At 67.6% G+C, this 23,623-nt stretch carries 26 protein-coding genes; 15 read left to right on the top strand and 11 right to left on the bottom strand.

What is annotated here, in order from left to right; all coding sequences use genetic code 11:
* The first annotated feature begins 185 nt into the window (after positions 1-185).
* On the top strand, positions 186-815 hold the full coding sequence (locus tag PO605_RS06300) for a LysE family transporter (RefSeq protein WP_012203595.1): 630 nt from the start codon (positions 186-188) through the stop codon (positions 813-815).
* Positions 816-874: 59 nt separating this feature from the next.
* Positions 875-1,339: a MaoC family dehydratase gene (locus PO605_RS06305; RefSeq protein ID WP_017406698.1), complete on the top strand. Its 465-nt coding sequence runs from the start codon at positions 875-877 to the stop codon at positions 1,337-1,339.
* 154 nt (positions 1,340-1,493) lie between these two features.
* On the opposite strand, the gene PO605_RS06310 is transcribed toward PO605_RS06305, so the two are convergent.
* The 3 genes from PO605_RS06310 to PO605_RS06320 all read right to left on the bottom strand — a co-directional run bounded on the left by PO605_RS06310 (position 1,494) and on the right by PO605_RS06320 (position 3,276).
* Positions 1,494-1,799, bottom strand: coding sequence for a DUF4148 domain-containing protein (locus tag PO605_RS06310; protein ID WP_016453737.1), 306 nt, complete (start codon positions 1,797-1,799; stop codon positions 1,494-1,496).
* A gap of 183 nt (positions 1,800-1,982) precedes the next feature.
* Positions 1,983-2,480, bottom strand: coding sequence for a tRNA (uridine(34)/cytosine(34)/5-carboxymethylaminomethyluridine(34)-2'-O)-methyltransferase TrmL (gene trmL, locus PO605_RS06315; RefSeq protein ID WP_047474123.1), 498 nt, complete (start codon positions 2,478-2,480; stop codon positions 1,983-1,985).
* A 52-nt stretch (positions 2,481-2,532) separates the two neighbouring features.
* Entirely contained in the window at positions 2,533-3,276 is a 744-nt protein-coding gene (locus tag PO605_RS06320) for a ComF family protein (RefSeq protein ID WP_272206188.1), read from the bottom strand.
* 89 nt (positions 3,277-3,365) lie between these two features.
* On the opposite strand from PO605_RS06320, the gene PO605_RS06325 reads away from it, so the two are divergent.
* From PO605_RS06325 to PO605_RS06355, 7 genes are all read left to right on the top strand, one after another.
* Positions 3,366-4,268 carry a class I SAM-dependent methyltransferase gene (locus PO605_RS06325; RefSeq protein WP_017406701.1) on the top strand — a complete coding sequence of 301 codons (903 nt, stop codon included), beginning with the start codon at positions 3,366-3,368 and terminating at the stop codon, positions 4,266-4,268.
* Between the two features lie 670 nt (positions 4,269-4,938).
* Positions 4,939-6,120, top strand: coding sequence for a cytochrome c oxidase subunit II (gene coxB / locus PO605_RS06330; protein ID WP_016450139.1), 1,182 nt, complete (start codon positions 4,939-4,941; stop codon positions 6,118-6,120).
* Between the two features lie 35 nt (positions 6,121-6,155).
* A complete protein-coding gene (gene ctaD, locus PO605_RS06335) occupies positions 6,156-7,826 on the top strand; it encodes a cytochrome c oxidase subunit I (protein WP_016450140.1) in 1,671 nt (556 codons plus the stop codon).
* 105 nt (positions 7,827-7,931) lie between these two features.
* A complete protein-coding gene (locus tag PO605_RS06340; RefSeq protein WP_016450141.1) occupies positions 7,932-8,039 on the top strand; it encodes a cytochrome oxidase small assembly protein in 108 nt (35 codons plus the stop codon).
* A gap of 28 nt (positions 8,040-8,067) precedes the next feature.
* Positions 8,068-8,688, top strand: coding sequence for a cytochrome c oxidase assembly protein (locus PO605_RS06345; protein WP_016453742.1), 621 nt, complete (start codon positions 8,068-8,070; stop codon positions 8,686-8,688).
* Entirely contained in the window at positions 8,685-8,897 is a 213-nt protein-coding gene (locus PO605_RS06350; RefSeq protein ID WP_016450143.1) for a DUF2970 domain-containing protein, read from the top strand. The genes PO605_RS06345 and PO605_RS06350 overlap by 4 nt, the downstream gene beginning before the upstream one ends.
* A 70-nt stretch (positions 8,898-8,967) precedes the next feature.
* Positions 8,968-9,849, top strand: coding sequence for a cytochrome c oxidase subunit 3 (locus PO605_RS06355; RefSeq protein WP_016450144.1), 882 nt, complete (start codon positions 8,968-8,970; stop codon positions 9,847-9,849).
* A 71-nt stretch (positions 9,850-9,920) separates the two neighbouring features.
* Here PO605_RS06355 and PO605_RS06360 read toward each other — a convergent pair whose 3' ends face one another.
* Positions 9,921-10,163: a twin transmembrane helix small protein gene (locus PO605_RS06360; protein ID WP_047473766.1), complete on the bottom strand. Its 243-nt coding sequence runs from the start codon at positions 10,161-10,163 to the stop codon at positions 9,921-9,923.
* A gap of 29 nt (positions 10,164-10,192) precedes the next feature.
* On the opposite strand from PO605_RS06360, the gene PO605_RS06365 reads away from it, so the two are divergent.
* From PO605_RS06365 to PO605_RS06385, 5 genes are all read left to right on the top strand, one after another.
* On the top strand, positions 10,193-10,966 hold the full coding sequence (locus tag PO605_RS06365; RefSeq protein WP_047473767.1) for an SURF1 family protein: 774 nt from the start codon (positions 10,193-10,195) through the stop codon (positions 10,964-10,966).
* Complete coding sequence (locus PO605_RS06370; protein WP_047326130.1) at positions 10,953-11,642, top strand: SCO family protein; 690 nt, start codon at positions 10,953-10,955, stop codon at positions 11,640-11,642. The genes PO605_RS06365 and PO605_RS06370 overlap by 14 nt, the downstream gene beginning before the upstream one ends.
* Positions 11,643-11,850: 208 nt before the next feature.
* The gene (locus PO605_RS06375; RefSeq protein ID WP_016450148.1) at positions 11,851-12,465 is read left to right on the top strand and encodes an SCO family protein; all 615 of its coding nucleotides are present in this window, start codon (positions 11,851-11,853) and stop codon (positions 12,463-12,465) included.
* Between the two features lie 160 nt (positions 12,466-12,625).
* Positions 12,626-14,221, top strand: a complete 1,596-nt coding sequence (locus PO605_RS06380) for a methyl-accepting chemotaxis protein (RefSeq protein ID WP_272206189.1) — start codon at positions 12,626-12,628, stop codon at positions 14,219-14,221.
* Complete coding sequence (locus PO605_RS06385; protein WP_047469711.1) at positions 14,218-16,002, top strand: putative bifunctional diguanylate cyclase/phosphodiesterase; 1,785 nt, start codon at positions 14,218-14,220, stop codon at positions 16,000-16,002. Before PO605_RS06380 ends, PO605_RS06385 begins: the two co-directional genes overlap by 4 nt.
* Positions 16,003-16,021: 19 nt before the next feature.
* On the opposite strand, the gene PO605_RS06390 is transcribed toward PO605_RS06385, so the two are convergent.
* Positions 16,022-16,417, bottom strand: coding sequence for a hypothetical protein (locus PO605_RS06390; protein WP_051940538.1), 396 nt, complete (start codon positions 16,415-16,417; stop codon positions 16,022-16,024).
* Positions 16,418-16,567: 150 nt separating this feature from the next.
* On the opposite strand from PO605_RS06390, the gene PO605_RS06395 reads away from it, so the two are divergent.
* Complete coding sequence (locus PO605_RS06395) at positions 16,568-17,023, top strand: helix-turn-helix domain-containing protein (protein ID WP_034390675.1); 456 nt, start codon at positions 16,568-16,570, stop codon at positions 17,021-17,023.
* On the opposite strand, the gene PO605_RS06400 is transcribed toward PO605_RS06395, so the two are convergent.
* The 6 genes from PO605_RS06400 to PO605_RS06425 form a co-directional block, all read right to left on the bottom strand.
* On the bottom strand, positions 17,020-17,715 hold the full coding sequence (locus PO605_RS06400; protein ID WP_047469706.1) for a Crp/Fnr family transcriptional regulator: 696 nt from the start codon (positions 17,713-17,715) through the stop codon (positions 17,020-17,022). The two genes, PO605_RS06395 and PO605_RS06400, sit on opposite strands and share 4 nt — an antisense overlap.
* Positions 17,716-17,942: 227 nt before the next feature.
* Positions 17,943-18,920, bottom strand: coding sequence for a DUF6999 family protein (locus PO605_RS06405; protein ID WP_047469703.1), 978 nt, complete (start codon positions 18,918-18,920; stop codon positions 17,943-17,945).
* Positions 18,920-20,872 carry an iron-containing redox enzyme family protein gene (locus PO605_RS06410; protein ID WP_272206190.1) on the bottom strand — a complete coding sequence of 651 codons (1,953 nt, stop codon included), beginning with the start codon at positions 20,870-20,872 and terminating at the stop codon, positions 18,920-18,922. The genes PO605_RS06405 and PO605_RS06410 overlap by 1 nt, the downstream gene beginning before the upstream one ends.
* Positions 20,873-20,887: 15 nt before the next feature.
* Positions 20,888-21,823: a fatty acid desaturase gene (locus PO605_RS06415; RefSeq protein WP_047326051.1), complete on the bottom strand. Its 936-nt coding sequence runs from the start codon at positions 21,821-21,823 to the stop codon at positions 20,888-20,890.
* A complete protein-coding gene (locus PO605_RS06420; protein ID WP_016453752.1) occupies positions 21,820-22,566 on the bottom strand; it encodes a sterol desaturase family protein in 747 nt (248 codons plus the stop codon). The genes PO605_RS06415 and PO605_RS06420 overlap by 4 nt, the downstream gene beginning before the upstream one ends.
* A gap of 33 nt (positions 22,567-22,599) precedes the next feature.
* Positions 22,600-23,592, bottom strand: a complete 993-nt coding sequence (locus PO605_RS06425; protein WP_047470422.1) for a Bug family tripartite tricarboxylate transporter substrate binding protein — start codon at positions 23,590-23,592, stop codon at positions 22,600-22,602.
* Between the last annotated feature and the right edge of the window lie 31 nt (positions 23,593-23,623).

Below are 23,623 nucleotides of genomic sequence, written 5' to 3' on the forward strand. Positions count from 1 at the left end.
GTTATTGATAAACCTGCTGTATCTGGCTTCGGCGTAGTCCAGCGAATTACGGTACTGAAGTCAGTGTGAAATGAAAAACGCCACCGAATGCTTCACTGCCCCATCCGGCTTTGCCGCGGCAGTGCGCCAGATCGGCTGCACGGTTTTAAGATGCCGGCCTGCTCCGTATTTTTAAGGTGTTTGGCATGGATTGGCACACTTGGATCGCCTACTTTGTGGCCTGCTGGATCATTGCGGTCTCCCCGGGCTCGGGCGCCGTGCTGTCCATGAGCCATGGCCTGTCGTATGGCGTGCGCAAGAGCAGCGCCACCATCTTCGGGCTGCAGCTGGGGCTGCTGACCATCTTGCTGATCGCCGGCGCGGGCGTGGGCTCGCTGCTGCTGGCCTCCGAATGGGCGTTCAACGCCGTGAAGATCGTCGGCGCCTGCTACCTGATCTACCTGGGCATCAGCCAATGGCGCTCGGGTGCCGCACCCCTGGCCACCCAGGAATCCATGCCCGAGCTCAGCGTGCGCCGCCGCGTGCTCACGGGCTTCCTGACCAACGCCACCAACCCCAAGGGCATCATCTTCATGGTGGCCGTGCTGCCCCAGTTCATGACCACCAGCCGCCCGCTGTGGCTGCAGTTGCTGATCCTGGCCGCCACCATGCTGGCCGTGGACACCATGGTCATGCACGGCTATGCGGCCAGCGCCAGCGCGCTGCGCGGCTTCATGCGCAGCGCGCGTGCCGTGCGCAGCCAGAACCGGGTCTTCGGCGCGCTGCTGATGGCCGTGGGCACGGGGCTGTTCTTCGTGCAGCGCGCCTCGCGCTAACCCTAGGCTGTCGCGCGCCCGACATGGAGCGCGCGGCACCGGCCCCTACCATTTGGGGCATGAAAACCTTCCATTCCTATTCCGAAGTGCGTGCCTGCGTGGGGCAGGAAGTCGCCGTCAGCGACTGGATCACCATCACCCAGCAGCAGGTGCAGCTGTTCGCCGATGCCACGGGCGACCAGCAGTGGATCCATGTGGACCCCGAGCGCGCGTCCAAGGGCCCCTTCGGCGCGCCGATCGCGCATGGCTTTCTGACGCTGTCGCTGATCCCCCAGTTTTTCCAGAGCTGCTTTCACATCGAAGGCGCGCAAATGGGCGTGAACTACGGCCTCAACCGCGTGCGCTTCACCTCGCCCGTGCCCGTGGGCAGCCGCCTGCGCGCGCGCCTGACGCTGCAGGCCGCCGAGCCCATCGAGCCCGGCGGCCTGCAGATGACCTGGCTGGTGACCGTGGAGCGCGAAGGCGCCGACAAGCCCGCCTGCGTGGCCGAGTCCGTGGCCCGCAACTACGGTGCCAAGGCCTGAATGAAAACTGACCCCCACGCTACCCTTGCTGCGCAAGGCCCGCTGCCCCCCCAAGGGGGCGCTTTTCATCTTGGGGCGGCCCGGCGATGAAAAAAGCCCGCAGGGGGTACCTGCGGGCTGGCTGCGTGGTGGCAGCGGTTGCGGGGTCTGGGGCTCAGGCGCCGAAGTTCAGCTGGCCCGAACGCTCGGCAGCGGCGGCCTCGCGGCGCACTTCCTCGCGGCTCACGCCAGCGGTGGCGGTGTTCTGGATGGGCAGGTAGCCTTCGGCGACGGAGGGCATGGTGCCATTGGCCTGGGCGGCCTTCAGGTCGGCCATGACCTGGGCACGTGTCAGCGTGCTTTGGGTCTTCACTTCGGGCGGGTAGCTGCTGTTGTCGGCGTAGTCGAAGCCGGCGGCCTGGGCGGCGAAGGCGGAAACGGTGAGGGCGGCCAGGACGGCAAAACGGCGGGTGTTCTTCATGATTCAAGTCCTTTGTTTTGTTTCTGGGACAGGGCGTTCCTTGCGGAAATCGCTTGGTAACGTAGAGCCCATGACTCAAATGTAGGATGGTGTGGAATCGGGATAAACCCTTGGATTGGCAATGCGCTTTTTCAGCGGTTGAAACAATCGGCGGGGAACTTTCCGCCGACCCAGGCCGGTCGCTCAGGCCGCGCCCGTCGCGCCCTCGGCCAGTGCGGCGCCGGCAAACTGCTGCTGGCGCCAGGCTTCAAACACCGTCACGGCCACGGCGTTGGACAGGTTCAGGCTGCGCTGCTGCGGCAGCATGGGCAGGCGCAGGCGCTGCTGCGGCGGGAACTGCTCGCGCAGCTCGGCGGGCAGGCCCTTGCTTTCGGAGCCGAACACCAGCCAGTCGCCGGGCTGGAAGCCGATGGCGTGGGCGGGGCTGCTGCTGTGCGTGGTCATGGCGAACATGCGCTGGCGGTCCGGCCGGCAGTCCTGCAGGAAGGCCTGCCAGTCGGCATGGCGGCGCACGGGAGCGTACTCGTGGTAGTCGAGGCCGGCGCGGCGCATCAGGCGGTCTTCCATGGAAAAGCCCAGCGGCTCGATCAGGTGCAGGCTGCAGCCTGTGTTGGCGGCCAGACGGATCACATTGCCGGTATTGGGCGGGATCTCCGGCGCGACGAGAACGATATGGAACATGGCCCGTATTGTCTCGCGGTGGCAGATGCCCCCGGGCCCCGGTCCCCTGCGGTCAGGGCGTGCGCGCCAGCACCAGGGCGCTGACCTCGGCCGCGCCTGCGCGGCGCAGGCAGGTGGCCAGCGCATGCAGGCTGGCGCCCGTGGTCATCACATCGTCGATCAACAGGATCTTGCGGCCGCGCACGTGGGCCAGCTGCGCAGGTGGCACGGCAAAGACCGTGCGCAGCTGGCGCAGGCGCAGGGCGCGCGGCAGGTCATGCTGGGCCTGTGCCGTGTGGGCGCGCTGCACAGCCTGGTGCCGCAGCTTGCCCCGGGTGGATGCGTTGCAGAGCGCGCGGGCCAGCACCAGGGTCTGGTGAAAGCCGCGCTCTCGCAGGCGCTGCGGCGACAGCGGCATGGGCAGCAGCAGGTCGCATTGCTGCAGTTGCTCGCGCGCCTGAGGCAACTCCAGCAGCAGATCGGCCAGGCTGCGTGCCAGGCCGGTGTCTCCCCGGAACTTGAAGTCGCCGATCACCGTGTGCCACGGGTAGGCATAGTCCAGCGCGGCCAGGCAGTGTGTCAGCGGCGGCGGCTTGACCAGGCAGGCGCCGCAGGTGCGGGGACCATCGGCGCCGGTGCGGGCCGGCAGCGGCATGGCGCAGCGCCCGCATCGCGCCATGGGTCCGGCCCAGCGTGCGCGGCAGTCCTGGCACAGGCGCCGCGCAGGCCAGCGGTGGCAGACGGCGCACTGGCTGGGCAGCAGGCCGGGCAGGCCGGCATGCCAGCGCGAAAGCCATGACGCAGGCAGGTTGGGCATGGAGTCAATATACTCGCGCCGCGTCCGCCACCCCTTTGCTCCGGGGCCGGGCGCCTGTCTTTTGAGGAGCACCGATTCCCCGCCCAGCCATGTCCCACGAATTGCCTCCCACCATCGATCCGGCCGCCGCATTGCGCTGGCAGCAGGGCGCGCCTGCGGCCTCGCCGTGGCTGCATGAGGAGGTGGCGCGCCGCATGCAGGAGCGGCTGGACTGGATCGTCAAGCCGCCCCAGCGCTGGTGCCACTGGCAGCCCGTGCGCGGCGGCCTGCAGGCCCATGCGCTGCTGCGCCAGCGCTATGCGCAGTCCGAATGCCTGGTCTATGAAGCCTCGCCGCTGCATGAGGCCGCCGCCCGCGAGCAGCTGGGCGCGCGCTGGTGGCAGCCCGCGCGCTGGACCGGGGGCGCCACGCGCTTCGGCGAGCCCGAGCCCGCCGGCGTGGACATGCTGTGGGCCAACATGGCCCTGCACCAGCAGGCCGACCCGCAGGCGCTGATCGCGCGCTGGCACCAGGCGCTGTCCGTGGACGGCTATGTGATGTTCTCCTGCCTGGGGCCCGATACGCTGCGCGAACTGCATGCCCTCTACGCCCAGCTCGGCTGGCCGCCCGCCGGGCAGGCCTTCACCGACATGCATGACTGGGGCGACATGCTGGTGCACGCAGGCTTCAGCGAGCCGGTGATGGACATGGAGCACATCACGCTGACCTTTGCCACGCCCGAGCGGCTGCTGCAGGAGCTGCGCGAGCTGGGCCGCAACTTCCATCCGCAACGCTTTGCCGCGCTGCGCGGCCGCCGCTGGCAGCAGCGCCTGCACGACGCCTTGCGCGAACGGTTGGCCGGCCCCGACGGACAGCTGGCGCTGACCTTCGAGATCGTCTACGGCCATGCCTACAAGCCGCAGCCGCGCGTGCGCCTGGAGTCCAGCAGCGCCGTGTCGCTGGAGGACATGCGCAGCATGCTGCGCCAGCCGCGCAACACGGGTTTGCGATAGCCTGAATGTCGCTTTCCAGTCATTGATCGAAAACAAAAACGTCTACACTTTTCCCGAGCTGACAGAGACAACAGCTTTTCCCTGGGCTCGCTCTCCCGGGCCGGGAAAAGACCAGCGGTCCGCAGGCCGAAAGGGGAGACGATTTGGTGTTTCGCTTTGCCACGGGAACGAGAACGGGCCGGCGCATTCAAGAGTGGCCCGCCCGCAAGTTTGATCATCACCGGCTGCAGCAGTGCCTGCTCCTCTGGGAGCGGGCACTGGTCTTTCTGTCCCTGTGTTCCCTGCTGCCCGCACTGCTGGGCCGCATGCGCTGCCTCTTTCCATCCGCTCCCGGCCCGCACGGCACACACGGCACACATGCCCTGAAGGGCCGGCGCGCGCGCATCCTCCCATCCACTTTGCTGCTGTCCCCCGAGTTCATGCGCCTGCAGGCGCAGGCGGGGATGGCGGCCCGCCCCCATCCTGGTCCCACGTCCGAGCTGCCGTTGATGCCGGCTGGCACGCTATTGGTGATTGCGCGCAGGCACATCTGCTGCGCTTTCATGCATGCTCGGACAGTTGAGGCCGGGAGTTGCCCTTTGGGCAGGCGTTGAACGGTCTGGCTGCGCGGCCCCCACGCCGGCGCAGCGGAGCGAGTGGATAACCCGAGGCTTAGATGTAAGTGAAAACTATGAAAAGCATTTCCACCAGGCTGGTTCTCTGGGGCTTGATGAGTGTGGCAGGGGCAGGCTCCCTTGCACATGCGGCGACAGATCTGCCAGGCGGCCCGGCCGTCAATCAGCTCAACCTTCATCCGGCGGTCACGCGCATCGCGCACGAGCAGCATTACCTGCACTGGATGATGCTGATCATCTGCACGGTGATCTTCATCGGCGTGTTCGCCGTGATGTTCTATTCGATCTGGAAGCACCGCAAATCGCGCGGCGCCAAGGCCGCGAACTTCCACGAATCGGCCACGGTCGAGGTGGTCTGGACCGTCGTGCCCTTCATCATCGTCGTGCTCATGGCGCTGCCGGCCACCAAGGTGCTGGTGGCGCAGAAGGACACCACCAACGCCGATGTCACGATCAAGGCCACGGGCTACCAGTGGAAATGGGGCTACGACTACATCAACGGCGAAGGCGAGGGCCTGAGCTTCATCTCCACGCTGGACAGCAGCCACCGCGTGCTGTCCGACAGCGGCGATGTGTCCAAGGCACCCAACGACTACCTGCTCAAGGTGGACAACCCGCTGGTCGTGCCCGTGGACCGCAAGGTGCGCATCATCACCACGGCCAACGACGTGATCCACTCCTTCATGGTGCCGTCCTTCGGCATCAAGCAGGATGCGATTCCGGGCTTCGTGCGCGACACCTGGTTCCGCGCCGAGAAGACCGGCGACTACTACGGCCAGTGCGCCGAGCTGTGCGGCAAGGAGCATGCCTACATGCCCATCCACGTGAAGGTGCTGTCCAATGACGGCTACAAGGCCTGGGTGGACGAGCAAAAGAAGATCGCCGCCGCCAAGAAGGACGACCCCAGCAAGGTCTGGTCCCTGCAAGACCTGATCGCACGCGGCGAGAAGGTCTATGCGGCCAACTGCGCGGCCTGCCACCAGGCCAACGGCAAGGGCGCCGGTCCCATCAAGGCGCTGGACGGCAGCCCCGTGGTCCTGGGTCCCACGGCCGAGATGATGCATGTGGTGCTGGAAGGCCGTGCCAACGGCGCCATGCCCGCCTGGAAGCAGCTGAGCGATACCGAGCTGGCCGCCGTGGTCACCTTTGCCAAGAACCACTGGTCCAACAAGACCGGCCAGCTGGTGCAGCCGGCCGAGTTCGTGGCCGCCCGCACCGGCAAGTTCCCTGCGCAGTGAGCACGCAAGACAGATGAGCGATTGGAGATAACAGCATGAGCGCCGTACTTCCCCCCATCCACAGCCCTGCGGGCGAGGGCCACGAACATGCGCATGAGCACGAGCATGGACACGGGCATGACGACCATCACCACCACGCCACGCCCACGGGCTGGCGGCGCTGGATGTTCGCCACCAACCACAAGGACATCGGCACGCTGTACCTGCTGTTCTCGTTCACCATGCTGATGGTGGGCGGGGTGCTGGCGCTGCTGATCCGCGCCGAGCTGTTCCAGCCCGGGCTGCAGATCGTCAACCCCGAGCTGTTCAACCAGCTGACCACCATGCACGGCCTGATCATGGTGTTCGGCGCCATCATGCCGGCCTTCGTGGGCTTTGCGAACTGGATGCTGCCGCTGCAGATCGGCGCCTCCGACATGGCCTTCGCGCGCATGAACAACTTCAGCTTCTGGCTGCTGATCCCGGCCGGCCTGATGCTGGTGGGCTCGTTCTTCATGCCCGGCGGCGCACCCGCCGCAGGCTGGACGCTGTATGCGCCGCTGACGCTGCAGATGGGGCCGTCCATGGACACCTCCATCCTGGCCATGCACATCATGGGCGCCAGTTCCATCATGGGCGCCATCAACATCATCGTCACCGTGCTCAACATGCGCGCGCCCGGCATGACGCTGATGAAGATGCCCATGTTCGCCTGGACCTGGCTGATCACGGCCTACCTGCTGATCGCCGTCATGCCCGTGCTGGCCGGCGCCATCACCATGACGCTGACGGACCGCCATTTCGGCACCAGCTTCTTCAATCCCGCAGGCGGCGGCGATCCGGTGATGTACCAGCACATCTTCTGGTTCTTCGGCCACCCCGAGGTCTACATCATGATCCTGCCGGCCTTCGGCATCATCAGCCAGATCGTGCCGGCCTTCAGCCGCAAGAAGCTGTTCGGCTATGCGTCCATGGTGTATGCGACCTCGTCCATCGCCATCCTGTCCTTCATCGTGTGGGCGCACCACATGTTCACGACCGGCATGCCCGTCACGGGCCAGCTGTTCTTCATGTACGCCACCATGCTGATCTCGGTGCCCACGGCCGTGAAGATCTTCAACTGGGTGGCCACCATGTGGCGTGGCTCCATGACCTTCGAGACGCCCATGCTGTTCTCGGTGGGCTTCATCTTCGTGTTCACCATGGGCGGCTTCACGGGCCTGATCCTGTCGATGGCGCCCATCGACATCCAGCTGCAGGACACCTACTACGTGGTGGCCCACTTCCACTACGTGCTGGTGGCCGGATCGCTGTTCTCCATGTTCGCGGCCTACTACTACTGGGCCCCCAAGTGGACGGGCGTGATGTATTCGGAGACGCGCGGCCAGATCCACTTCTGGGGCTCGCTGATCTTCTTCAACATCACCTTCTTCCCCATGCACTTCCTGGGCCTGGCGGGCATGCCGCGCCGCTATGCCGACTACCCCATGCAGTTCGCCGACTTCAACATGGTGGCCTCGCTGGGCGCGCTGGGATTTGGCCTGATGCAGGTGTATTTCTTCCTCTTCGTCGTCGTGCCCGCCATGCGCGGCAAGGGCGAGAAGGCGCCGCAAAAGCCCTGGGAGGCTGCCGAAGGCCTGGAGTGGGAAGTGCCCTCGCCGGCGCCGTTCCATACCTTCGAGACGCCGCCCAAGCTGGATGCGACGGCGACCCGCGTCATAGGCTGAAATGAACCACCGCCTGGGTCGCTTCGCGCCTTCCCCCTTCCTCGGTGCCCCTGGGGTGGGGCGCGACAGTCTCAGAGATTGCCAGTAGTCATGGAGATCAGAAAAATGGATGCACAGCAACGAAAAGCCAACGTGCGGCTGGCGCTGATCCTGGTATCGGTGGCGCTGGTCTTTCTGGCCGGCTTCGTGATCAAGATCACCGTGCTCCATTGAGCGCTTGAAGGCAACAGGAGGGCAATCCGTGAGCGTGCGCAGTGAAAACGCGAAGATGGTGGGCAAGCTGGCCGTGGTGGCGCTGGGCATGTTTGCCTTCGGCTACGTGCTGATCCCCATCTACAAGCACATCTGCGAGCTCACGGGCATCAACATCCTGTCGCTGTCCGAGCGGCAGGTGCCGGGCAACGGCACGGCCGGGCGCGATGTGAAGCTGCCGGCCAACTCGCAGGTGGACAAGAGCCGCACCATCACCGTGGAGTTCGACGCCAATGCGCGCGGGCCCTGGGACTTCAAGCCGGCGCAGCGCTCCATGCAGGTCCATCCGGGCGAGCTGGCCACGGTCATGTACGAATTCCAGAATGTGCAGAACCGCCGCATGGCGGCCCAGGCGATACCGAGCTATGCGCCACGCCAGGCGGCTGCGCATTTCAACAAGCTCGAGTGCTTCTGCTTTTCGCAGTACACGCTGGAGCCAGGGGAAAAGCGCGAGTGGCCGGTGGCCTTCGTGATCGATCCGCGCATCTCCAAGGACGTGACCACGATCACGCTGTCCTATACCTTCTTCGAGGTGGGCGGCAGGACGCCGGCCGCGCCCACGGGCGATGCGCCGGTGGCCGCAGGGCCGAAGCAGGAGCCGGCCTCATGAATGCGCCGCAACCCGGGGACAAGCGCCGCCCGCCCAGCGTGTGGCGCACGGTGCGCGCCGTGGCCTGGTCCCTGTTCGGCGTGCGCAGGGCAAGCGAGTACCAGCAGGACGGGGAGCGCATCACGCCGCTGCATGTGATTGCAGTGGGGCTGGCGGCCATCTTCCTGCTGGTGCTGGGATTGATCGCGCTGGTCAAGCTCGTGGTCTGAGCGGCGCGGCCATCGGGGACAGAGAGTGATCGACGGGAAACACAGAACCAAGAATGTCAGGAGCTGAGCAATGAGTGCAACCACCCACGGCAAAACGCCTTACTACTACGTGCCGGCAGAGTCCAGCCATCCCGTCATGGCGGCGGCGGGGCTGTTCTTCGTGATCCTGGGCGCGGGCAACTGGATCAACGGCCATGAATGGGGCATGTACAGCCTGGGCCTGGGCCTGGTCTGGTGGCTGGCCGTGCTCTTTTTCTGGTTCCGGGAGGCCGCGCATGAAAGCGAGTCGGGCAAGTACGGTCGCAAGATCGACCTGTCCTTCCGCTGGAGCATGAGCTGGTTCATCTTCTCCGAGGTGATGTTCTTCGGCGCCTTCTTCACCGCCCTGTGGTGGGCGCGCTCGCACTCGGTGCCCGCGCTGGGCAGCCTGGACAACGCCTTGCTGTGGCCCGACTTCAAGGCCGTCTGGCCCAGCATGGCAGCGGGTGCCACGGCCTCGCCGGCCAACAGTGTCGAGCCCTTCCAGACCGTGGGCCCGTTCTGGCTGCCCACCATCAACACGGCGCTGCTGCTGACTTCGGGCGTGACGCTGACCATTGCCCACCATGCGCTGCAGGCCGGCCACCGCGCCCGCACCATCGCCTTCATGTGGATGACGGTGATCCTGGGCTTCGTCTTCCTGTGCGTGCAGGGCTACGAGTACTACCACCTGTACACGGATCTGAACCTCAAGCTGTCCTCGGGCGTGTTCGGCTCGACCTTCTTCCTGCTCACTGGATTCCACGGCTTCCACGTCTTCGTGGGCATGCTGATGCTGTTCTTCATCACCATGCGCCTGCATGCCGGGCACTTCACGGCCGAGCGGCATTTCGGCTTCGAGGGCGCGGCATGGTACTGGCACTTCGTGGACGTGGTGTGGCTGTTCCTCTACGTGCTGGTCTACTGGATGTAGTCTGTATCCGGCCCCATGCAAAAAGAAGCGCCAGGGCGCTTCTTTTTGTTTGTGGGGGCAGGGGGGCTTGTCTATTGCCCGGCGGTCCAGCCGGTGGGATGGATGTAGCCCAGCTTGGCCGCCAGCAGCACGCACAGGAACAGCGCGATGGACAGGCCCACGCGCAGCGCCAGTGCACGGAACATGGCGCGGCTGCGGCGTTTGTCGTCGCCCGCACCCTGCTGGTCTTCGGGATTGCGGCGCATCATGAAGAACAGGGCGCTGCCCAGGCTGGCGACAATGGCCAGCAGGGCGAGAACGATCACGAATTTCATGGGTGGATTATCCGGTGCGTGTTTCCAGGATGCCAGAGCGCTGGCGGTTTGTACTGATCACCTTGGCCGCGCTGATCGGCGTGGCCGTCACGCTGTCCCTGGGCCGCTGGCAGCTGCAGCGCGCGGCCTACAAGCAGGAACTGTTCGACGCCGTGCAGCGCCAGCAGGGCCTGCCGCCGTGGAGCAACGCCCAGCTGGCAGCCGTGCAGCCCGATGCGGTGCCGAACCCCGAAGCCGCGCCCTGGCTGCACCGTCCCGTGCAATTGCAGGGCCACTGGATTGCGGGGCAGACGCTGTACCTGGACAACCGCCAGATGCAGGGCCAGCCGGGCTTCTTCGTGCTCACGCCGCTGCGGCTGGCTTCGCCGCATGAGGACGTGGTGATCGCCGTGCAGCGCGGCTGGGTGCCGCGCAACTTCCTGGACCGCACGGCCCTGCCCGAGGTGCAGACGCCCGAAGGGCTGGTGACCGTCCAGGGGCGCATGGAGGCCACGCCGTCCCGGCTCTACGAATTCGGCCGTGCAGGGGCAGACCCTGATGGGCAAAAGTCGCGCATCCGACAGAATGTGGACATTGCCGAATGGGCCGTGGCCTCCGGGCTGCCGCTGCGCGAATGGAGCCTGCTGCAGACCGGCGAAGCCAGCGAAGGCCTGCGGCGCGACTGGCCCGTTGTGACGGCCGGTGTCGAGAAACACCATGGCTATGCGTTCCAATGGTTTGGACTTGCGGCCCTGATCACGCTTTTGTATGTCTGGTTCCAAATCGTCCGACGCTTTGTCCGCCCGCGCCATGCCCGCTCCTGAGACTCCCCTGGAGATGACTGTCCATGGCCTGCCACCCTTGCAGCCGGGCCTTGCCGGCGCGCAACGCACGCGCAGCGGCCGCTGGAAGATGCTGGCCGTGTTCGCGGTCTGCGCCGCGCCCGTGGTGGCCTCCTATTTCACCTACTACGTGCTGCGGCCTGGCCAGCAGCGCAGCTTTGGCGAGCTGATCGCGGACCAGCCAGCCTTGCCACCGGCCACGGCCACCACGCTGGACGGCGCCCCTGTACCGCTGCAGTCGCTCAAGGGCCAATGGCTGCTGCTGAGCGTGGCGGGCGGGGCCTGCGGCAGCGCCTGCGAAAGCCATCTCTATCTGCAGCGCCAGCTGCGCGAAACCCTGGGCCGCGAAAAGGACCGGCTGGACCGGGTCTGGCTCATCTCCGACGACGCACCCGTGCCCGCCCACCTGCGCCCCGCGCTGGCCCAGGCCACGGTGCTGCGCGTGCCCGAGGCCGTGCTGCGCGGCTGGCTGCAGCCCGCGCCCGGCCATGCGCTGCAGGACCACCTGTACGTGGTGGACCCGCAGGGTCACTGGATGATGCGCATGCCCGCCGGGCTGGGCATGGCCGACGCCGGCAAGGCCAAGCGCGACCTGGACCGGCTGCTGCGTGCATCGGCCTCGTGGGACACGGCGGGACGCCCCGGCGACGGCGACTGAGGCCTGCGCCAAGGAACCGAGCCGGCAGCCAGGCCGTCTCATGGAGGCAGGCAGGCCCCGCAGCGCCGGGGTCTTGCGGTTATGGGTTATGGTTTGCGGCTGTGCGAAAGCGCCTTCAGCAGACGCTTTCGCCTTTTCCCTTTCCAGCCCGGGCGGCGCGCAGGCTTTGCGGCCACGCAGCCTGCGGCAACTACCTTGTTGAGGAAGCATGAACAAACGGACAGCGCTGCGCTTTCTGGGCGTGACCGCCATGGCATGGGGCGCCCTGGCGCTGAGCGGATGCTCGCGCGAGGCCAAGACCAGTTTCCAGGGCGTCGATGTCACGGGCGCCGAATACGCCAAGGACATTCCCCTGCGCGATGTGGACGGCAAGCAGCGCAGCATCAAGGACTTTGCGGGCAAGGTCGTCGTGGTCTTCTTCGGCTACACGCAATGCCCCGACGTCTGCCCCACCACGCTGCAGGAGCTGGTCGAGGTCAAGCAGCAGCTGGGCGCCGATGGCGACAGGCTGCAGGGCGTCTTCGTCACCCTGGACCCCGAGCGCGACACGCCCGAGGTGCTCAAGGCCTACCTGGGCAACTTCGACCCCGGCTTCGTCGGCCTGCACGGCACGCCGGACGAGACGGCGGCCGTGGCCAAGGATTTCAAGCTCTTCTACAAGAAGGTGCCCGGCAAGACCGAAGGCACCTACACGCTGGACCATTCGGCCGGCAGCTATGTCTATGACACGGCCGGCCGCCTGCGCGTGTATGAGCGCTACGGCGGCGGCCCGCAGGTGCTGGGCGCCGACGTCAAGGCCCTGCTGCAGGAAAAGCGTTCCTGATCCTGCGCGCGCCGCAGCCAGTGTGACCGCCGTCACATTGGCTGCGTTTAGGCGCGATGCGGCACACCATCCCTGATGTGCATCGCCGCAGGACTGCTTAGAGTGGGCCCCGCCTGGAGCGTCATGCCGACGCCCCGCCCATCTCCAAGAGACCTGATCCATGCGGCGAAACGTGTACGTCACCCAGCGTGAGTACCCTTTGAACGAAGGAGAGACGCTTCTTTCCGTCACCGACCTGAAGGGGCGCATCGTCTATGCCAACGATGCCTTCATCCGCGTCAGCGGCTTCGAGGCCGCCGAGCTCTACGGCAAGGCCCACAGCATCGTGCGCCATCCGGACATGCCGGCCGCCGCCTTCGCCGACATGTGGTCCACCATCCAGCGAGGGCTGCCCTGGAGCGCCCTGGTCAAGAACCGGCGCAAGAACGGCGACCACTACTGGGTGCGCGCCAACGCCAGTCCCATACGCCATGCGGGCACCGTGGTCGGCTACCTGTCCGTGCGCACCCGGCCGCAGCCGTGCGAGGTGCAGCAGCATGCGGCGCTCTATGAACAGATCAATGCCGGCGTGCGCTCGCTGGGCCTGCACCGGGGCTTTCCGGTGGGGCGCGGCGCCGCGGGCGCGCTGCAGCGCTGGTGGCGCTTCAGGCCGCTGGCCTGGCGGGCGCAGGCCATGGTGGCGGGACTGTGGCTGTTGGGATCGGCCGGGCTGTGGTTGCCGTCGCTGCAGGCCTGGGCCTCGGCTTTGCCCCTGTCCCTGACGCTGGCCGAGATCTGGCCCGCCTGGCTGATCTGGAGCCTGGCTTGCGTGGCGGCCGGGCAGTGGCTGCGCACCAGGCTGCTCATGCCCCTGGCTGCCCTGCGCGGACAGGCCCAGGCCGTGGCCAGCGGGCAGCAGACGGGGGAACTGTTCACGCAGCGCACGGACGAGATCGGCGCCATCGGCGGCGCCGTGCGGCAGACCGGACTCAACCTGGTCTCCCTGGTGGACGACATCCAGGGCAAGAGCGACCAGGTGCGCCGCTGCGCGCTGGCCGTGCAGCAGGGCAGCACCGAACTGAGCGACCGCACCGAGGCTGCCGCTGCCAGCCTGGAGCAATCGGCCCAGGCCATGCAGGCCCTGGCCTGCGCCATAGAGCGCAGCAGCGCCCAGGCCGGCGAGGCCGCCCGCCGCGCGCGGCATGGCGTGGACATGGCCGGGCAGAGCAGCCGCATGGTCGCGCAACTGGACCAGGGCATGCGCGGCGTGGCCCGGACCAGCGACCAGGTCGGGGAGATCAGCTCGCTCATCGACGGCATTGCCTTTCAGACCAATCTGCTGGCGCTCAACGCCGCCGTGGAGGCCGCGCGCGCCGGCGAGCACGGCAAGGGCTTTGCCGTGGTGGCCGACGAGGTGCGCGGCCTGTCCCAGCGCAGCGCCCACGCTGCGCGCCAGATCAAGGCATTGATCGAGGCATCGCAGCAGCAGGTGGCGCAAAGCTGCGCCATGGCGCGCGAAATGGGCGAGGCCATGCTCGCCGTGCAGGCCGACATGCGCGAGCAGCTGCTGCTGGCCGAAGGCATGCAGGCCGCCAGCCAGGCCCAGGCCGGTGGCGTGCAACAGGTGCAGGCCGCCGTGCAGCAGCTCGAACAGATGACCCAGCACAACGCCACGCTGGCGCGCGACACCATCGGGCACGCGCAGCAGCTGGCCGGGCAGGCTCAGGCGCTGGAGGCTGCGGCATCGGTCTTCCACGGCAAGGGGCCGTCCGCATGATGGCGTCGGCCTGGAGCGCGCAAGCCGGCCATCTGATCGGGCCGTGCGAGGCGCTGGATGAGGAGCTCAAGCGCGTGGCCATGGAGGCCGCGCCCGACGGCATCGTGCTCGTGGATCGCAAGGGCCGCATCCTGCTGGCCAATCCCGCCATGCAGGCCATGAGCGGCTATGGCGCCTCCGAGCTGCTGGGCCGTCCGCTGCAGATGCTGCTGCCGCCCGAGGCGCATGCGGCCCATGGGCCGCAGCTGCAGTCCTACTTCGCCCAGCCCGCGCGCCGGCCCATGGGGCAGGGGCGTGACCTGTGGCTGCTGCGCAAGGACGGCAAGCGCCTGTCCGTGGACATCGCCCTGGGCCATTCCCCGCACGGCGGGGGCGTGGCCGTGGCCTTTGTGCGCGACCTGTCGCAGCTGCGCCAGATGGAGGCCTGCATGCACTACCACGCCACGCACGACACGCTCACCGGCCTGCTCAACCGCTGGCAGTTCGGGTTGCAGCTGGAGCAGGCGATCTCGCAAGCGCAGGCGCAAGTGGGTTCGGGCTCGGGCTCGGGCACCGGGCCCGCGTCCTTTGCGCTGCTGCTGCTCGACCTCGACAACTTCAAGGCCATCAACGACGGCTATGGCCACGACGTGGGCGACCAGGTGCTCAAGGAAGTGGCGCGCCGCCTGCAGGCCGCGCTGGGCACTTCGGCCACGCTGGCGCGCATGGGCGGTGACGAATTCACCGCCGTGCTGCATCCCTGCAACGGGCCGGACCTGCGCCGGCGCGTCGACGCGCTGCTGGGCGAGCTGTGCCGGCCCTGCGCCATCGGCCACTACGCGCTGAACTTCGGCGCCAGCGTGGGCGTGGCCTTCTACCCGCAGGACGCGGGCGATGCGGCCACCCTCATGCGCTATGCCGACATGGCCATGTACGACGCCAAGCAGCGCGGCCGTGCCTCCTACGCCTGCTATGCAAGCGCCATGGGCGAGGCCATGGCCGAGAAAGTGCTGCTGCACGAACGCCTCAAGCGCGCCCTGGACCGGGGTCTGCTGAGCCTGCATTTCCAGCCCCAGGTGCAGGTGCTGGGCGGCCAGGTCCAGGGCGTGGAGGCCCTGCTGCGCTGGAACGACGAGCAGATGGGCTGGGTCTCGCCGGAGCGCTTCGTGCCCGTGGCCGAGTCCACGGGCCTGATCCTCGCTCTGGGCGAATGGGTGATCGATGCGGCCTGCCGCCAGGCCGGCGACTGGCTGCGCGCAGGCATGCCGCTGCGCGTGGCGGTCAACCTCTCGGCCCAGCAACTGCGCCAGGCCGACCTGCAGCAGCGCCTCATGGCCAGCCTGGCCCGGCATGGCGTGCCGCCGCACCTGTTGGAGCTGGAGGTCACCGAGTCCGCCGCCATGACCGACCCGCTGCAGGCGCGCGAGCTGCTGGGCAGCCTGCTGGCGGCCGGCGTCTGCGTGGTGCTGGACGATTTCGGCACCGGCTACTCCTCGCTGGCCCACCTGCGCGATCTGCCCGTCTCGCGCGTGAAGATAGACCGCACCTTCATCGGCCCCATGCTCGACAGCCCGGCCGACGCCAAGATCGTCAAGGCCGTGATCGCGCTGGCCCGCACCCTGGGCCTGCAGGTGGTGGCCGAAGGCGTGGAAACCGCCGAGCAACTGCGCCTGCTGCGCATCCTGGACTGCGACGCCTACCAGGGCTGGCTCTTCGCCCGTGCGATGCCGGCAGAGCAGATTCCTGCGCTGATCCACAGGCCCGTGGCGACGCTGCTGGCGCAGCAGGCGGGGGTGGCTTAGGGTGTGAACAGAACCTGGTTCAGGCCTGCCTTTGGAGATGCCTGCGCGCAGCGCGCAACAGATGATTGACGGCGTGCAGCATGAGGTCATCCCTGTCGTCGCCGTTCACGCGCTGGAGGATTCCCACGGCACGGTCCAGGTCCGAAGACATTCTGGGCAGTACCACAGCCTCCATGTCTGGCAGGGGCTCGTTGTTCATGTGGCCATAGGCCGTGTCGTAGTAGCTGCGCAGCAAATCGCGCGCGCCATGCACGTCCGGGTACTGGCACTGCTGCGCGTGCACTTCCAGCACGGCCAGCGCCGCTTCCATATGGCACAGCGCATCGGACGCCAGGTCCTCGGCGTTGAACACAGGCTGCGGGGGCGGGCTTGCACACGCCTGGCGGGCAGGCGCCGATATGCCATCATCCGACATGGTTTCGTTCCTTCTGAAAGGGCGCGAATCAGCAGATCCGTGTGTTTGAGCAATACGGATCTTGCAAGCGGGCTCGCACAGTGGCTGCTGTCGAGTGTGAATGCATAGTACATCAAAAGACTAGTCTTTGATAGCCTTTTTCAATCCTTCATGGGAAATCCCGATTTCGCGAACCGTCTGGCAGACGCTCGAAGCCGTCTGCACCTGACCCAGGTCGAACTGGCCGTGGCCAGCGATATTGCAGCCACACAGATCAGCCGTTACGAGACCAGGAGGGCCAAGCCGCGCCCGGACGTTGCCAAGCGCCTGGCTGCCGCGCTCGCTGTGGATCTGGAGTGGTTGCTCAGCGGAACAGAGTCGCCGGAGAATGAAAAAGCGCCCAGTGGGGGCGAGCCTGCGTCAAATCTGGTCTTGCGAGCCACCGCGGATACGGCAAGGCGATGGGGGGAAATCCTTGCCAGAACCGGACTGGCGCCAGAGCAGCTGTTTCGCCGGATGGTGCTTGAGTTCGAGGCGCAGACAGAGACCAGGTACGGAGAACTTCTTCACCGTATCGAGCGGTTGGAGCAGGCGTTGGGAGGCCATAAGAACGTTGGAAAAGACTAGTCTTTTTTGCTGGCCGTCTGCCCTTCGCCGCCTCCATCCTGCACACCCGCCCCACTGATCCTCAACAACACCGCAGGCTGCAGCACGCAGTGCCATCGGTCGGGCCGCTCCAGCGCGCCCAGTTGCACCAGGCGCACAAGGCTGCGCGCAATGGTTTCGCGCGTGGTGGCCAGCAGGGCGGCCAGTGCGCCCTGGCTGGGCAGGCGCACGAGCATGCTTGACTGCAGCGCGGCCAGTTGCATCAGGGTGGCGGCCAGCTGGCGCAGCACGCCGGGGATGCGGACGATGTGGGCCCATTCCGCCAGCAGGGCGTTGTTGCAGGTGTAGCTGGTGGCCAGCGCGCGCACGAAGGCGGCATCGACCAGGCCGCGGCGCGTGATGGTGGCGATGTCCACGCAGCAGATGCGCCCTGGGCCCAGTGCCTCGAAGTGCATGGCCGAGGGCTGCTGCAGCCAGCCCGGGCTGCCCAGCGCGTGGCCGTTGCCGAACAGTGCCACGGGCCGCTGCACGCCGTCGCCGCCACGGCGGATGGCCAGGACGAAACCGAGCTTGATCACCTGGAATTCATGGGCAACGCAGCCTTGCGCCTGGAGCTTCTGGCCCTTGGCCAGGCCGCGTTCGCGGATGTGCGGCAGCCATTGCAGGAAGGCGGGTTCGGGCAGTTGCCCCAGCAGGCAGTGCGACGAACGCATGCATTCGCTGCAGCGTACGGCTGAAGGCGCAAAGGACGACGATGGCATGGCACGGACGGTTCGAAGGCGCCGCAAGCCAGGGCAGGAGGCGCCCTGGCGCTGGCAGGGACCCGGGCGTGCGGCCAGGGCGAAGCCGTGCAGGCTAGCGGGCCCTGCGGCTGAATGCAACGTGATGTAACCGTTTTCGCGCCAGATGGCGTCAATCCGCCGCTGTTCCTTGACCTGGGTCAGACGGCTGCCGTGCTGCTGGCGCTGCTGGCATGGTCGGCACCGCTGGCCGTTTCGCTGCCGTGGGCGCGGGCGGCTTCGCGCATGCGTGCCAGCTCGCGTGCGGGCAGGGGGATGTCGCCGCTGGCGACCTTCATCAGCAGGCAGTGCAGCATTTCGGTGGACAGGCCGTGCAGCACCAGGCGGTGGCCGGCGCGCAGGGTGGACAGGGGCACCAGCGGGTGCTTGTTGTTGAGCATGACCAGGTGCTCGGGCGAGGCGAGGATCTTGGCCGCATAGATGGCCACGGTCTCGTCCAGCTGCAGCGAGTTGCTGGCGCGCCAGAAGTCGTTGTCGGTCAGCAGCAGCTGGTAGACGGGCGTGTAGACCTCGATGGCGCTTTGCAGGTCCAGCAGGTTCAGGCGCCCGCGCGGCATGTCCTCCAGGCGCAGGGGCGGGTTGCGCAGCATGGAGAAGTCGGGCTCGGCCACGGGCTGCAGTTCCTGGCCTGCGGCGCGCAGCGCGTTGTTCAGGCGGATGACGAAGTTGAACAGGTTCAGGTCGTGCCTGAGGAACAGGTCGTCCCTGATGTCGTCGATGCTGCCTGGCTCCAGCGGTGTGGTGGACACGGGCGTGGGCGCATTGGCCGCGACAAAGGCCAGGATCTGCGAGCCCAGGTGGAAATGGCGCAGGATGAGCCAGTTGGCCTCGGGCGAGACGAAGCGGTTCATGCTGAAGGCCAGCAGCCGGTGCAGCAGCCTGGAGTGCGCCCAGTTGCGCGGCAGCAGCACCTTGAGGATCTGGATGAGCACGATGCTGGTGCGTGCCAGCGGCCGCAGGAAGGGCAGCAGGTACTGGCGCGAGCCGCTGCTGCAGTCACGCAGCCAGGCGGCCTTGACGTCGTCGGGCAGCGGCGTGCTCTGGTCCAGGTACAGCGCGCGCCAGGGGCTGGGGTCGCGCTCGTCGTGGGGCGGTTCGATGAAGTCTGGTGGTTGCATCAGTGCTCCTCGGGCAGGACATGCTCGAACTGCATCAGGTACAGCGCCGCCGTGTGGCGCGCGGTGCGCACGATGGCCTGCGCCGCCGTGCCCCCGCTGCCGTCTGTGCCGTCCAGCGCCATCACCATCTGCACGGCCATGAGCCAGCGCTCCAGGTGGTGTTCGTCGTTGGCGCCGTGGTATTCCAGGAAGCGGAAGGCATCGGGCGGCAGCGGCAGGCTGGCGCGCAGCAGCGGCAGCAGGCTGGGCACGATGCGCTGGCCCGTGCCTTCGATGATGTAGATGGCGCCCAGCAGGCCGACCGGATTGGGCGTGGCGGCCAGGCCGTGCAGATAGGCGTTGAGCGCCTCGCCGCCGGGGTTGCGGCGCAGGCGGGTGAGGTCGGTCTCGGTGCCGCCGGCCTTGAGGTAGTCCTCGTGCAGGATGCGGAAGTCGTTCTGCTCCTCGCCCGCATGCACGTCGATCAGCGCAGCCAGCGCCGCGTGCTCGCCGGTCAGCGAGGCCGCGCCCTCGCGCATCCACAGGCTGCCCTCGCGCACCTGGGGAACCCAGTGGCTCATCCAGCGCACGTAGTCCGCCGTCTGCAGCCTGCCTGTGCGTATGCGCTGCAGCAGCGGCGTGCGCCACACGCGCGAGCGGTAGTCCTGCCAGAGGCTGGCCAGTTCGGTCAGCAGCGGCGCCAGCGTGGCCGGGGCCTGGTTCGGGTCGTGGGGCGGGGCGATGGTGGAGACATCGGGCAGCAGGTCCGGGGCAGCGGGAGCTTCGGCGGTGGCACTGCGTGCTGCGGCCTTGGCCGGGGTGGCGGCGGGAGCCTGGGCCGCATCCTCCACTTCCAGCAGCATGTAGCCGGCCGTGAAGCGGCCCGATTCGGGAATGAAGCACAGCACGGTGTCGCCGTGCTTCAGGCGTGCCGATTCCGTGCGCAGGAACTCGGACAGCATCACGAAGATGGAGGCCGCGCCCGTGTTGCCACGCCAGGCCAGATTGCTCCACCAGCGCTCGCGCGGGATGCCGAGCTGGGCCTTGCCCAGCAGCTCATCGACCACGGGGATGAAGCGCTCCGACGAGTAGTGGCACAGGAAATGGTCGATGCCGCGCTCGGGCACCCAGCCCGTGTGCGCCAGGTGGGCGTATTCGTGGATGCAGACATCGAACAGGTGCGGCAGCAGGCGGATGTCCTGGCGCAGCGACAGCGCGCCTGCGGCCTCGGCCTCGCCCCAGGCGGCAAAGTCCAGGTGGCTGGTGGCGCGGTCGGGCGTCAGGCCCAGCTGCATGCAGACCGGGTAGTCGCCCGCAAAGCTGCGCAGGTGCGTCCAGCGCAGCTTCAGGCGCAGGCCCGGCGCCTGGGGCAGGGCCTGAGGGCCGCCCAGCAGCGCGGCGCCTGCGCCATCGGACAGCATCCAGCGCAGGAAGTGGGCATCGAAGTCCGTGTTGTATCCCTGGGCCGCGAAGCGCGAGCGCTTGAACAGGCGTGAGGGCATTTCGCTGGCCACGGCCAGGGCCAGCGAGTCGGGCGCGCGGTCCACGGCCTGGGCCGCTGCCTGCAGCGCGCCCACGCTGGCGGCGCAGACGCCGTGCACGGACAGGGTCTCCATGGGCGGCGCGGCCATCTCGCCCTGGATCATGCTGGCAAAGCCGGGCATGAGCGCATCGCCGCCCGACGAGCCGCTGGCCAGGAAGCCGACATCGCCCAGCGCGCGCCCGGCCTGTGCCAGGCAGTCCTGGATGGCCTGGGCGGCCATGGCCGTGTTGCTGTGGACGGTGCGGCCTTCGGCGTCGATGGCGTAGTGGCGCTGGACAATGCCGTTCTCGGCCAGGATGCGGCGCTTGAGGCGCTCGGACAGGCGGTTGAGCGGCGCCACGTAGGCATCCATGCCTGCGTTGTCCACGGGTTCACCGGGCAGGAACATGCCTGCGGCATGCAGATAGACGTTGGAATAGGCGACGGGCATGGGTTCAGGGTCGTATCAGTCGTATGTTCCGGGAGGCATTTGCGCACGCGTGCGCGCCGGCGGCCAGACCGTGCCGAGCACGAAGACGCGGGCCATGTAGGGTAGCAGTCCGCCTTCGTTGAGCGCAGGGGCCACGCGCTGGCGGTAGTGTTCGCTGTGCAGGCGCGTGAGCTCGGACCAGTGGGCCTGGGGCCGCTCGTGGTGGGCCGTGTGCAGGCCGATGTTGAACAGCAGCGGATTGACCCAGCCCTCGAAATTGCGCGCGTAGTTCAGTGGCGTGGCGCTGTCCATCCGCTGGCCGCGCGTCAGTGGCCGGCCATCGGCATGGGCGTGCTGCAGGTAGTTGGTGGCCAGCAGCCAGTGCAGGCCATGCAACTGGGGAACGATCACCAGCAGCAAGGCCTTTTGCCAATCCAGCGACAGCAGCAGCGCCCAGCTGCCCAGCCACAGCAGGTACTGGCCCATGCAGTAGCGAAAGGCGCCGGGCCAATGCCGCCGCAGCTGGCCCAGCCAGCGCAGGAACAGCGGGTACAGCACCCAGCCGGCCTGCAGCGGGTGGAGCAGGTAGCCCAGCAGATGGTTGTGGTCGCCGCCGAAGCGGTAGGTGCGTGCCATGTCGCGCGGGCCGTGGCGGAAGCGGTGGTGGTTGGCCACATGGGCGGGCCAGAACACGAAGGTCGGGTGGCCTTGCAGCAGGGTGAGCCAGTAGTCGGTGAAGCGGTTGGCCCAGCGCCCGCGCCACATGCGCAAATGCGTGTGGTTGTGGTGGATGACGCCCACGCCCAGCGTGAGGAACAGCTCGATCCCGTAGAGCCACAGGTTCCAGCCATGCTGCCACTGCCACCACACGATCAGCGGCAGCGCCACCAGATAGGCCAGCGACTGCAGGTCGCGCCCGTGGCGCAGCCGGGGCAGCCGTGGCTGGACGTGGCGAGCAGGCGGTCGGCTCATTCCGTCCTGGGCCGGGCCGTGGCGGGCAGTGCCACGCGCGTGCGCATCAGCCGGTCCATGAAGGCCAGCGCAAAGCCGTAGTTGCCATTGGGCCGGGCATGGTGCAGATGGTGGCGCCGGCTGGCGGCCAGCGCATGCGTGTCGGACACCCCGGGAAAGAAGTCGTAGTTGGAGTGGCCTATGACGTTCAGCAGCAGGCTGAGCACGGGCACCGAGGCCAGCGACCAGAAACTGAAGTCGTGCACCACCATGGGCAGCAGGATGACGTTGCCCAGCATCAGCGCCTCGATGGGATGGAAGCTGTAGGTGGACCACGGCGTGGTGACGATGGAGCGGTGGTGGTCGCCATGAAAGCGCCCCAGCAGCCGCGTGTGCAGCAGGCGGTGGTTGATCCAGAAATGCACATCGTTCCAGATCAGCAGCACCACGACTTCGATGGCAATGCGCCAGGGGCCTGCATCGGGCTCCAGCCGCGCCCACCCCAATTGCAGAAGGCCCCAGGGCACGATCATGCCGATGCCGAAGATCAGCACCGAATGCAGCGACTGGCGCCATTCGCGCTGCAACTGGTCGGGCTTGAGCGGGCGCGTGTCCAGCACGCGGCCCACGCCGCGCCGCTGCAGCCAGCGCGTGAGCGCCGACATGCCCCAGCCGCCGGCCAGGTAGAGCACGCCAAAGAAGGCCAGACCCCAGGCCATGACCTGCCAGGCATTGAGTTCGGTAAAGGCTTGGGCTGCGGTCATGGGGGTGTCAAAGAGAGCACGTCACTGGGCGCATCATTGTGCGCGTATGCCCTGTTCGCGGATGATGCGGCCCAGCGTCGCCACGTCCTGGCGCATGCGCAGGGCCAGGCCTTCGGGCGAGCTGCCCACGGCCTGCCAGCCCTGGGCGGCCAGGCGCGCGCGCATCTCGGGCGAGCGCACGATCTCGCTCACGGCCTCGGCCAGCTTGTGCACATGGGCGGCGGGCATGGCCTTGGGCGCGGCCACGGCGTTCCAGATCTCCAGGTCGAAATCGCCCACGCCCAGCTCCTTGAGGCTGGGCAGGCCCGGCGCCAGCGGGCTGCGCGTGGCCGAGGTCACGGCCACGCCGCGCAGCTTGCCGGCCTGGACCTGGGCCATGGCCAGCGCGGGCGGCAGCATGGACAACTGCAGGTCGCCGCCCTGGATGGCGTTGAACACCTGCGGGTAGCCGGGATAGGGAATGTGCTCGGGCCTGAGCGCGGAGCGGCTCTTGAGCAGCTCCATGCCCAGGTGGCCCACGGTGCCCACGCCGGGCGAGCCGTAGCTCCAGCGGCTGCCGGCCTGGGCAGCGGCCTCCAGGAAGGCCCGACCCTCGGGCGCGCCGGCCGGTGCCACCAGCACCAGGGGCGCCACGCCGATCAGGCTGACGGGCTGCAGGTCCTTCACAGGGTCGTAGCGCACAGCGGGGTTGAGCAGGCGGGCAATCGTCAGGTTGCCGTTGATCATCACGCTGAAGGTATGGCCGTCGCGCGCACGGGCCACCTGCTCGCCTGCAATGTTGCCGCCTGCTCCCACCTTGTTCTCGACGATGACGGGCTGGCCCAGGCGCTTTTCCAGCGGCTCGGCCAGGGCGCGCGCCGTGAGGTCGGGCGAGGAGCCCGCGGGAAAGCCCACGATCAGATGCAGGGGGCTGCTGGGCCACTGGTCGCCCGCCAAGGCGGCGCAAGGCAGCAGGGCCGAAGCCAGGGCGGTGGCCAAGGCATTGGCGAAGAGGCGGCGTAGTGGCGAGATGGCGCTGGCGGGCATGGGGGCGTGGGGGCCGCAAAGGCTGCGGGCA

Origin of the sequence: Delftia sp. DT-2, assembly GCF_028401915.1 — a bacterium.
In the GTDB taxonomy this organism is placed as follows: Bacteria; Pseudomonadota; Gammaproteobacteria; order Burkholderiales; family Burkholderiaceae_C; genus Comamonas; species Comamonas tsuruhatensis.

What these genes read in the sequence shown, in the direction of transcription:
- PO605_RS06340 (WP_016450141.1), top strand. Translation starts at nt 7,932, where the DNA reads ATGGATGCACAGCAACGAAAAGCCAACGTGCGGCTGGCGCTGATCCTG.
- PO605_RS06415 (WP_047326051.1), bottom strand. Translation starts at nt 21,823, where the DNA reads ATGAGCCGACCGCCTGCTCGCCACGTCCAGCCACGGCTGCCCCGGCTG.
- PO605_RS06390 (WP_051940538.1), bottom strand. Translation starts at nt 16,417, where the DNA reads ATGTCGGATGATGGCATATCGGCGCCTGCCCGCCAGGCGTGTGCAAGC.
- PO605_RS06365 (WP_047473767.1), top strand. Translation starts at nt 10,193, where the DNA reads ATGCCAGAGCGCTGGCGGTTTGTACTGATCACCTTGGCCGCGCTGATC.
- PO605_RS06380 (WP_272206189.1), top strand. Translation starts at nt 12,626, where the DNA reads ATGCGGCGAAACGTGTACGTCACCCAGCGTGAGTACCCTTTGAACGAA.
- PO605_RS06375 (WP_016450148.1), top strand. Translation starts at nt 11,851, where the DNA reads ATGAACAAACGGACAGCGCTGCGCTTTCTGGGCGTGACCGCCATGGCA.
- PO605_RS06320 (WP_272206188.1), bottom strand. Translation starts at nt 3,276, where the DNA reads ATGCCCAACCTGCCTGCGTCATGGCTTTCGCGCTGGCATGCCGGCCTG.
- ctaD (WP_016450140.1), top strand. Translation starts at nt 6,156, where the DNA reads ATGAGCGCCGTACTTCCCCCCATCCACAGCCCTGCGGGCGAGGGCCAC.
- PO605_RS06425 (WP_047470422.1), bottom strand. Translation starts at nt 23,592, where the DNA reads ATGCCCGCCAGCGCCATCTCGCCACTACGCCGCCTCTTCGCCAATGCC.
- PO605_RS06355 (WP_016450144.1), top strand. Translation starts at nt 8,968, where the DNA reads ATGAGTGCAACCACCCACGGCAAAACGCCTTACTACTACGTGCCGGCA.
- PO605_RS06410 (WP_272206190.1), bottom strand. Translation starts at nt 20,872, where the DNA reads ATGCCCGTCGCCTATTCCAACGTCTATCTGCATGCCGCAGGCATGTTC.
- PO605_RS06395 (WP_034390675.1), top strand. Translation starts at nt 16,568, where the DNA reads ATGGGAAATCCCGATTTCGCGAACCGTCTGGCAGACGCTCGAAGCCGT.
- PO605_RS06385 (WP_047469711.1), top strand. Translation starts at nt 14,218, where the DNA reads ATGATGGCGTCGGCCTGGAGCGCGCAAGCCGGCCATCTGATCGGGCCG.
- coxB (WP_016450139.1), top strand. Translation starts at nt 4,939, where the DNA reads ATGAAAAGCATTTCCACCAGGCTGGTTCTCTGGGGCTTGATGAGTGTG.
- PO605_RS06325 (WP_017406701.1), top strand. Translation starts at nt 3,366, where the DNA reads ATGTCCCACGAATTGCCTCCCACCATCGATCCGGCCGCCGCATTGCGC.
- PO605_RS06305 (WP_017406698.1), top strand. Translation starts at nt 875, where the DNA reads ATGAAAACCTTCCATTCCTATTCCGAAGTGCGTGCCTGCGTGGGGCAG.
- PO605_RS06420 (WP_016453752.1), bottom strand. Translation starts at nt 22,566, where the DNA reads ATGACCGCAGCCCAAGCCTTTACCGAACTCAATGCCTGGCAGGTCATG.
- PO605_RS06310 (WP_016453737.1), bottom strand. Translation starts at nt 1,799, where the DNA reads ATGAAGAACACCCGCCGTTTTGCCGTCCTGGCCGCCCTCACCGTTTCC.
- PO605_RS06360 (WP_047473766.1), bottom strand. Translation starts at nt 10,163, where the DNA reads ATGAAATTCGTGATCGTTCTCGCCCTGCTGGCCATTGTCGCCAGCCTG.
- trmL (WP_047474123.1), bottom strand. Translation starts at nt 2,480, where the DNA reads ATGTTCCATATCGTTCTCGTCGCGCCGGAGATCCCGCCCAATACCGGC.
- PO605_RS06370 (WP_047326130.1), top strand. Translation starts at nt 10,953, where the DNA reads ATGCCCGCTCCTGAGACTCCCCTGGAGATGACTGTCCATGGCCTGCCA.
- PO605_RS06405 (WP_047469703.1), bottom strand. Translation starts at nt 18,920, where the DNA reads ATGCAACCACCAGACTTCATCGAACCGCCCCACGACGAGCGCGACCCC.
- PO605_RS06400 (WP_047469706.1), bottom strand. Translation starts at nt 17,715, where the DNA reads ATGCGTTCGTCGCACTGCCTGCTGGGGCAACTGCCCGAACCCGCCTTC.
- PO605_RS06300 (WP_012203595.1), top strand. Translation starts at nt 186, where the DNA reads ATGGATTGGCACACTTGGATCGCCTACTTTGTGGCCTGCTGGATCATT.
- PO605_RS06350 (WP_016450143.1), top strand. Translation starts at nt 8,685, where the DNA reads ATGAATGCGCCGCAACCCGGGGACAAGCGCCGCCCGCCCAGCGTGTGG.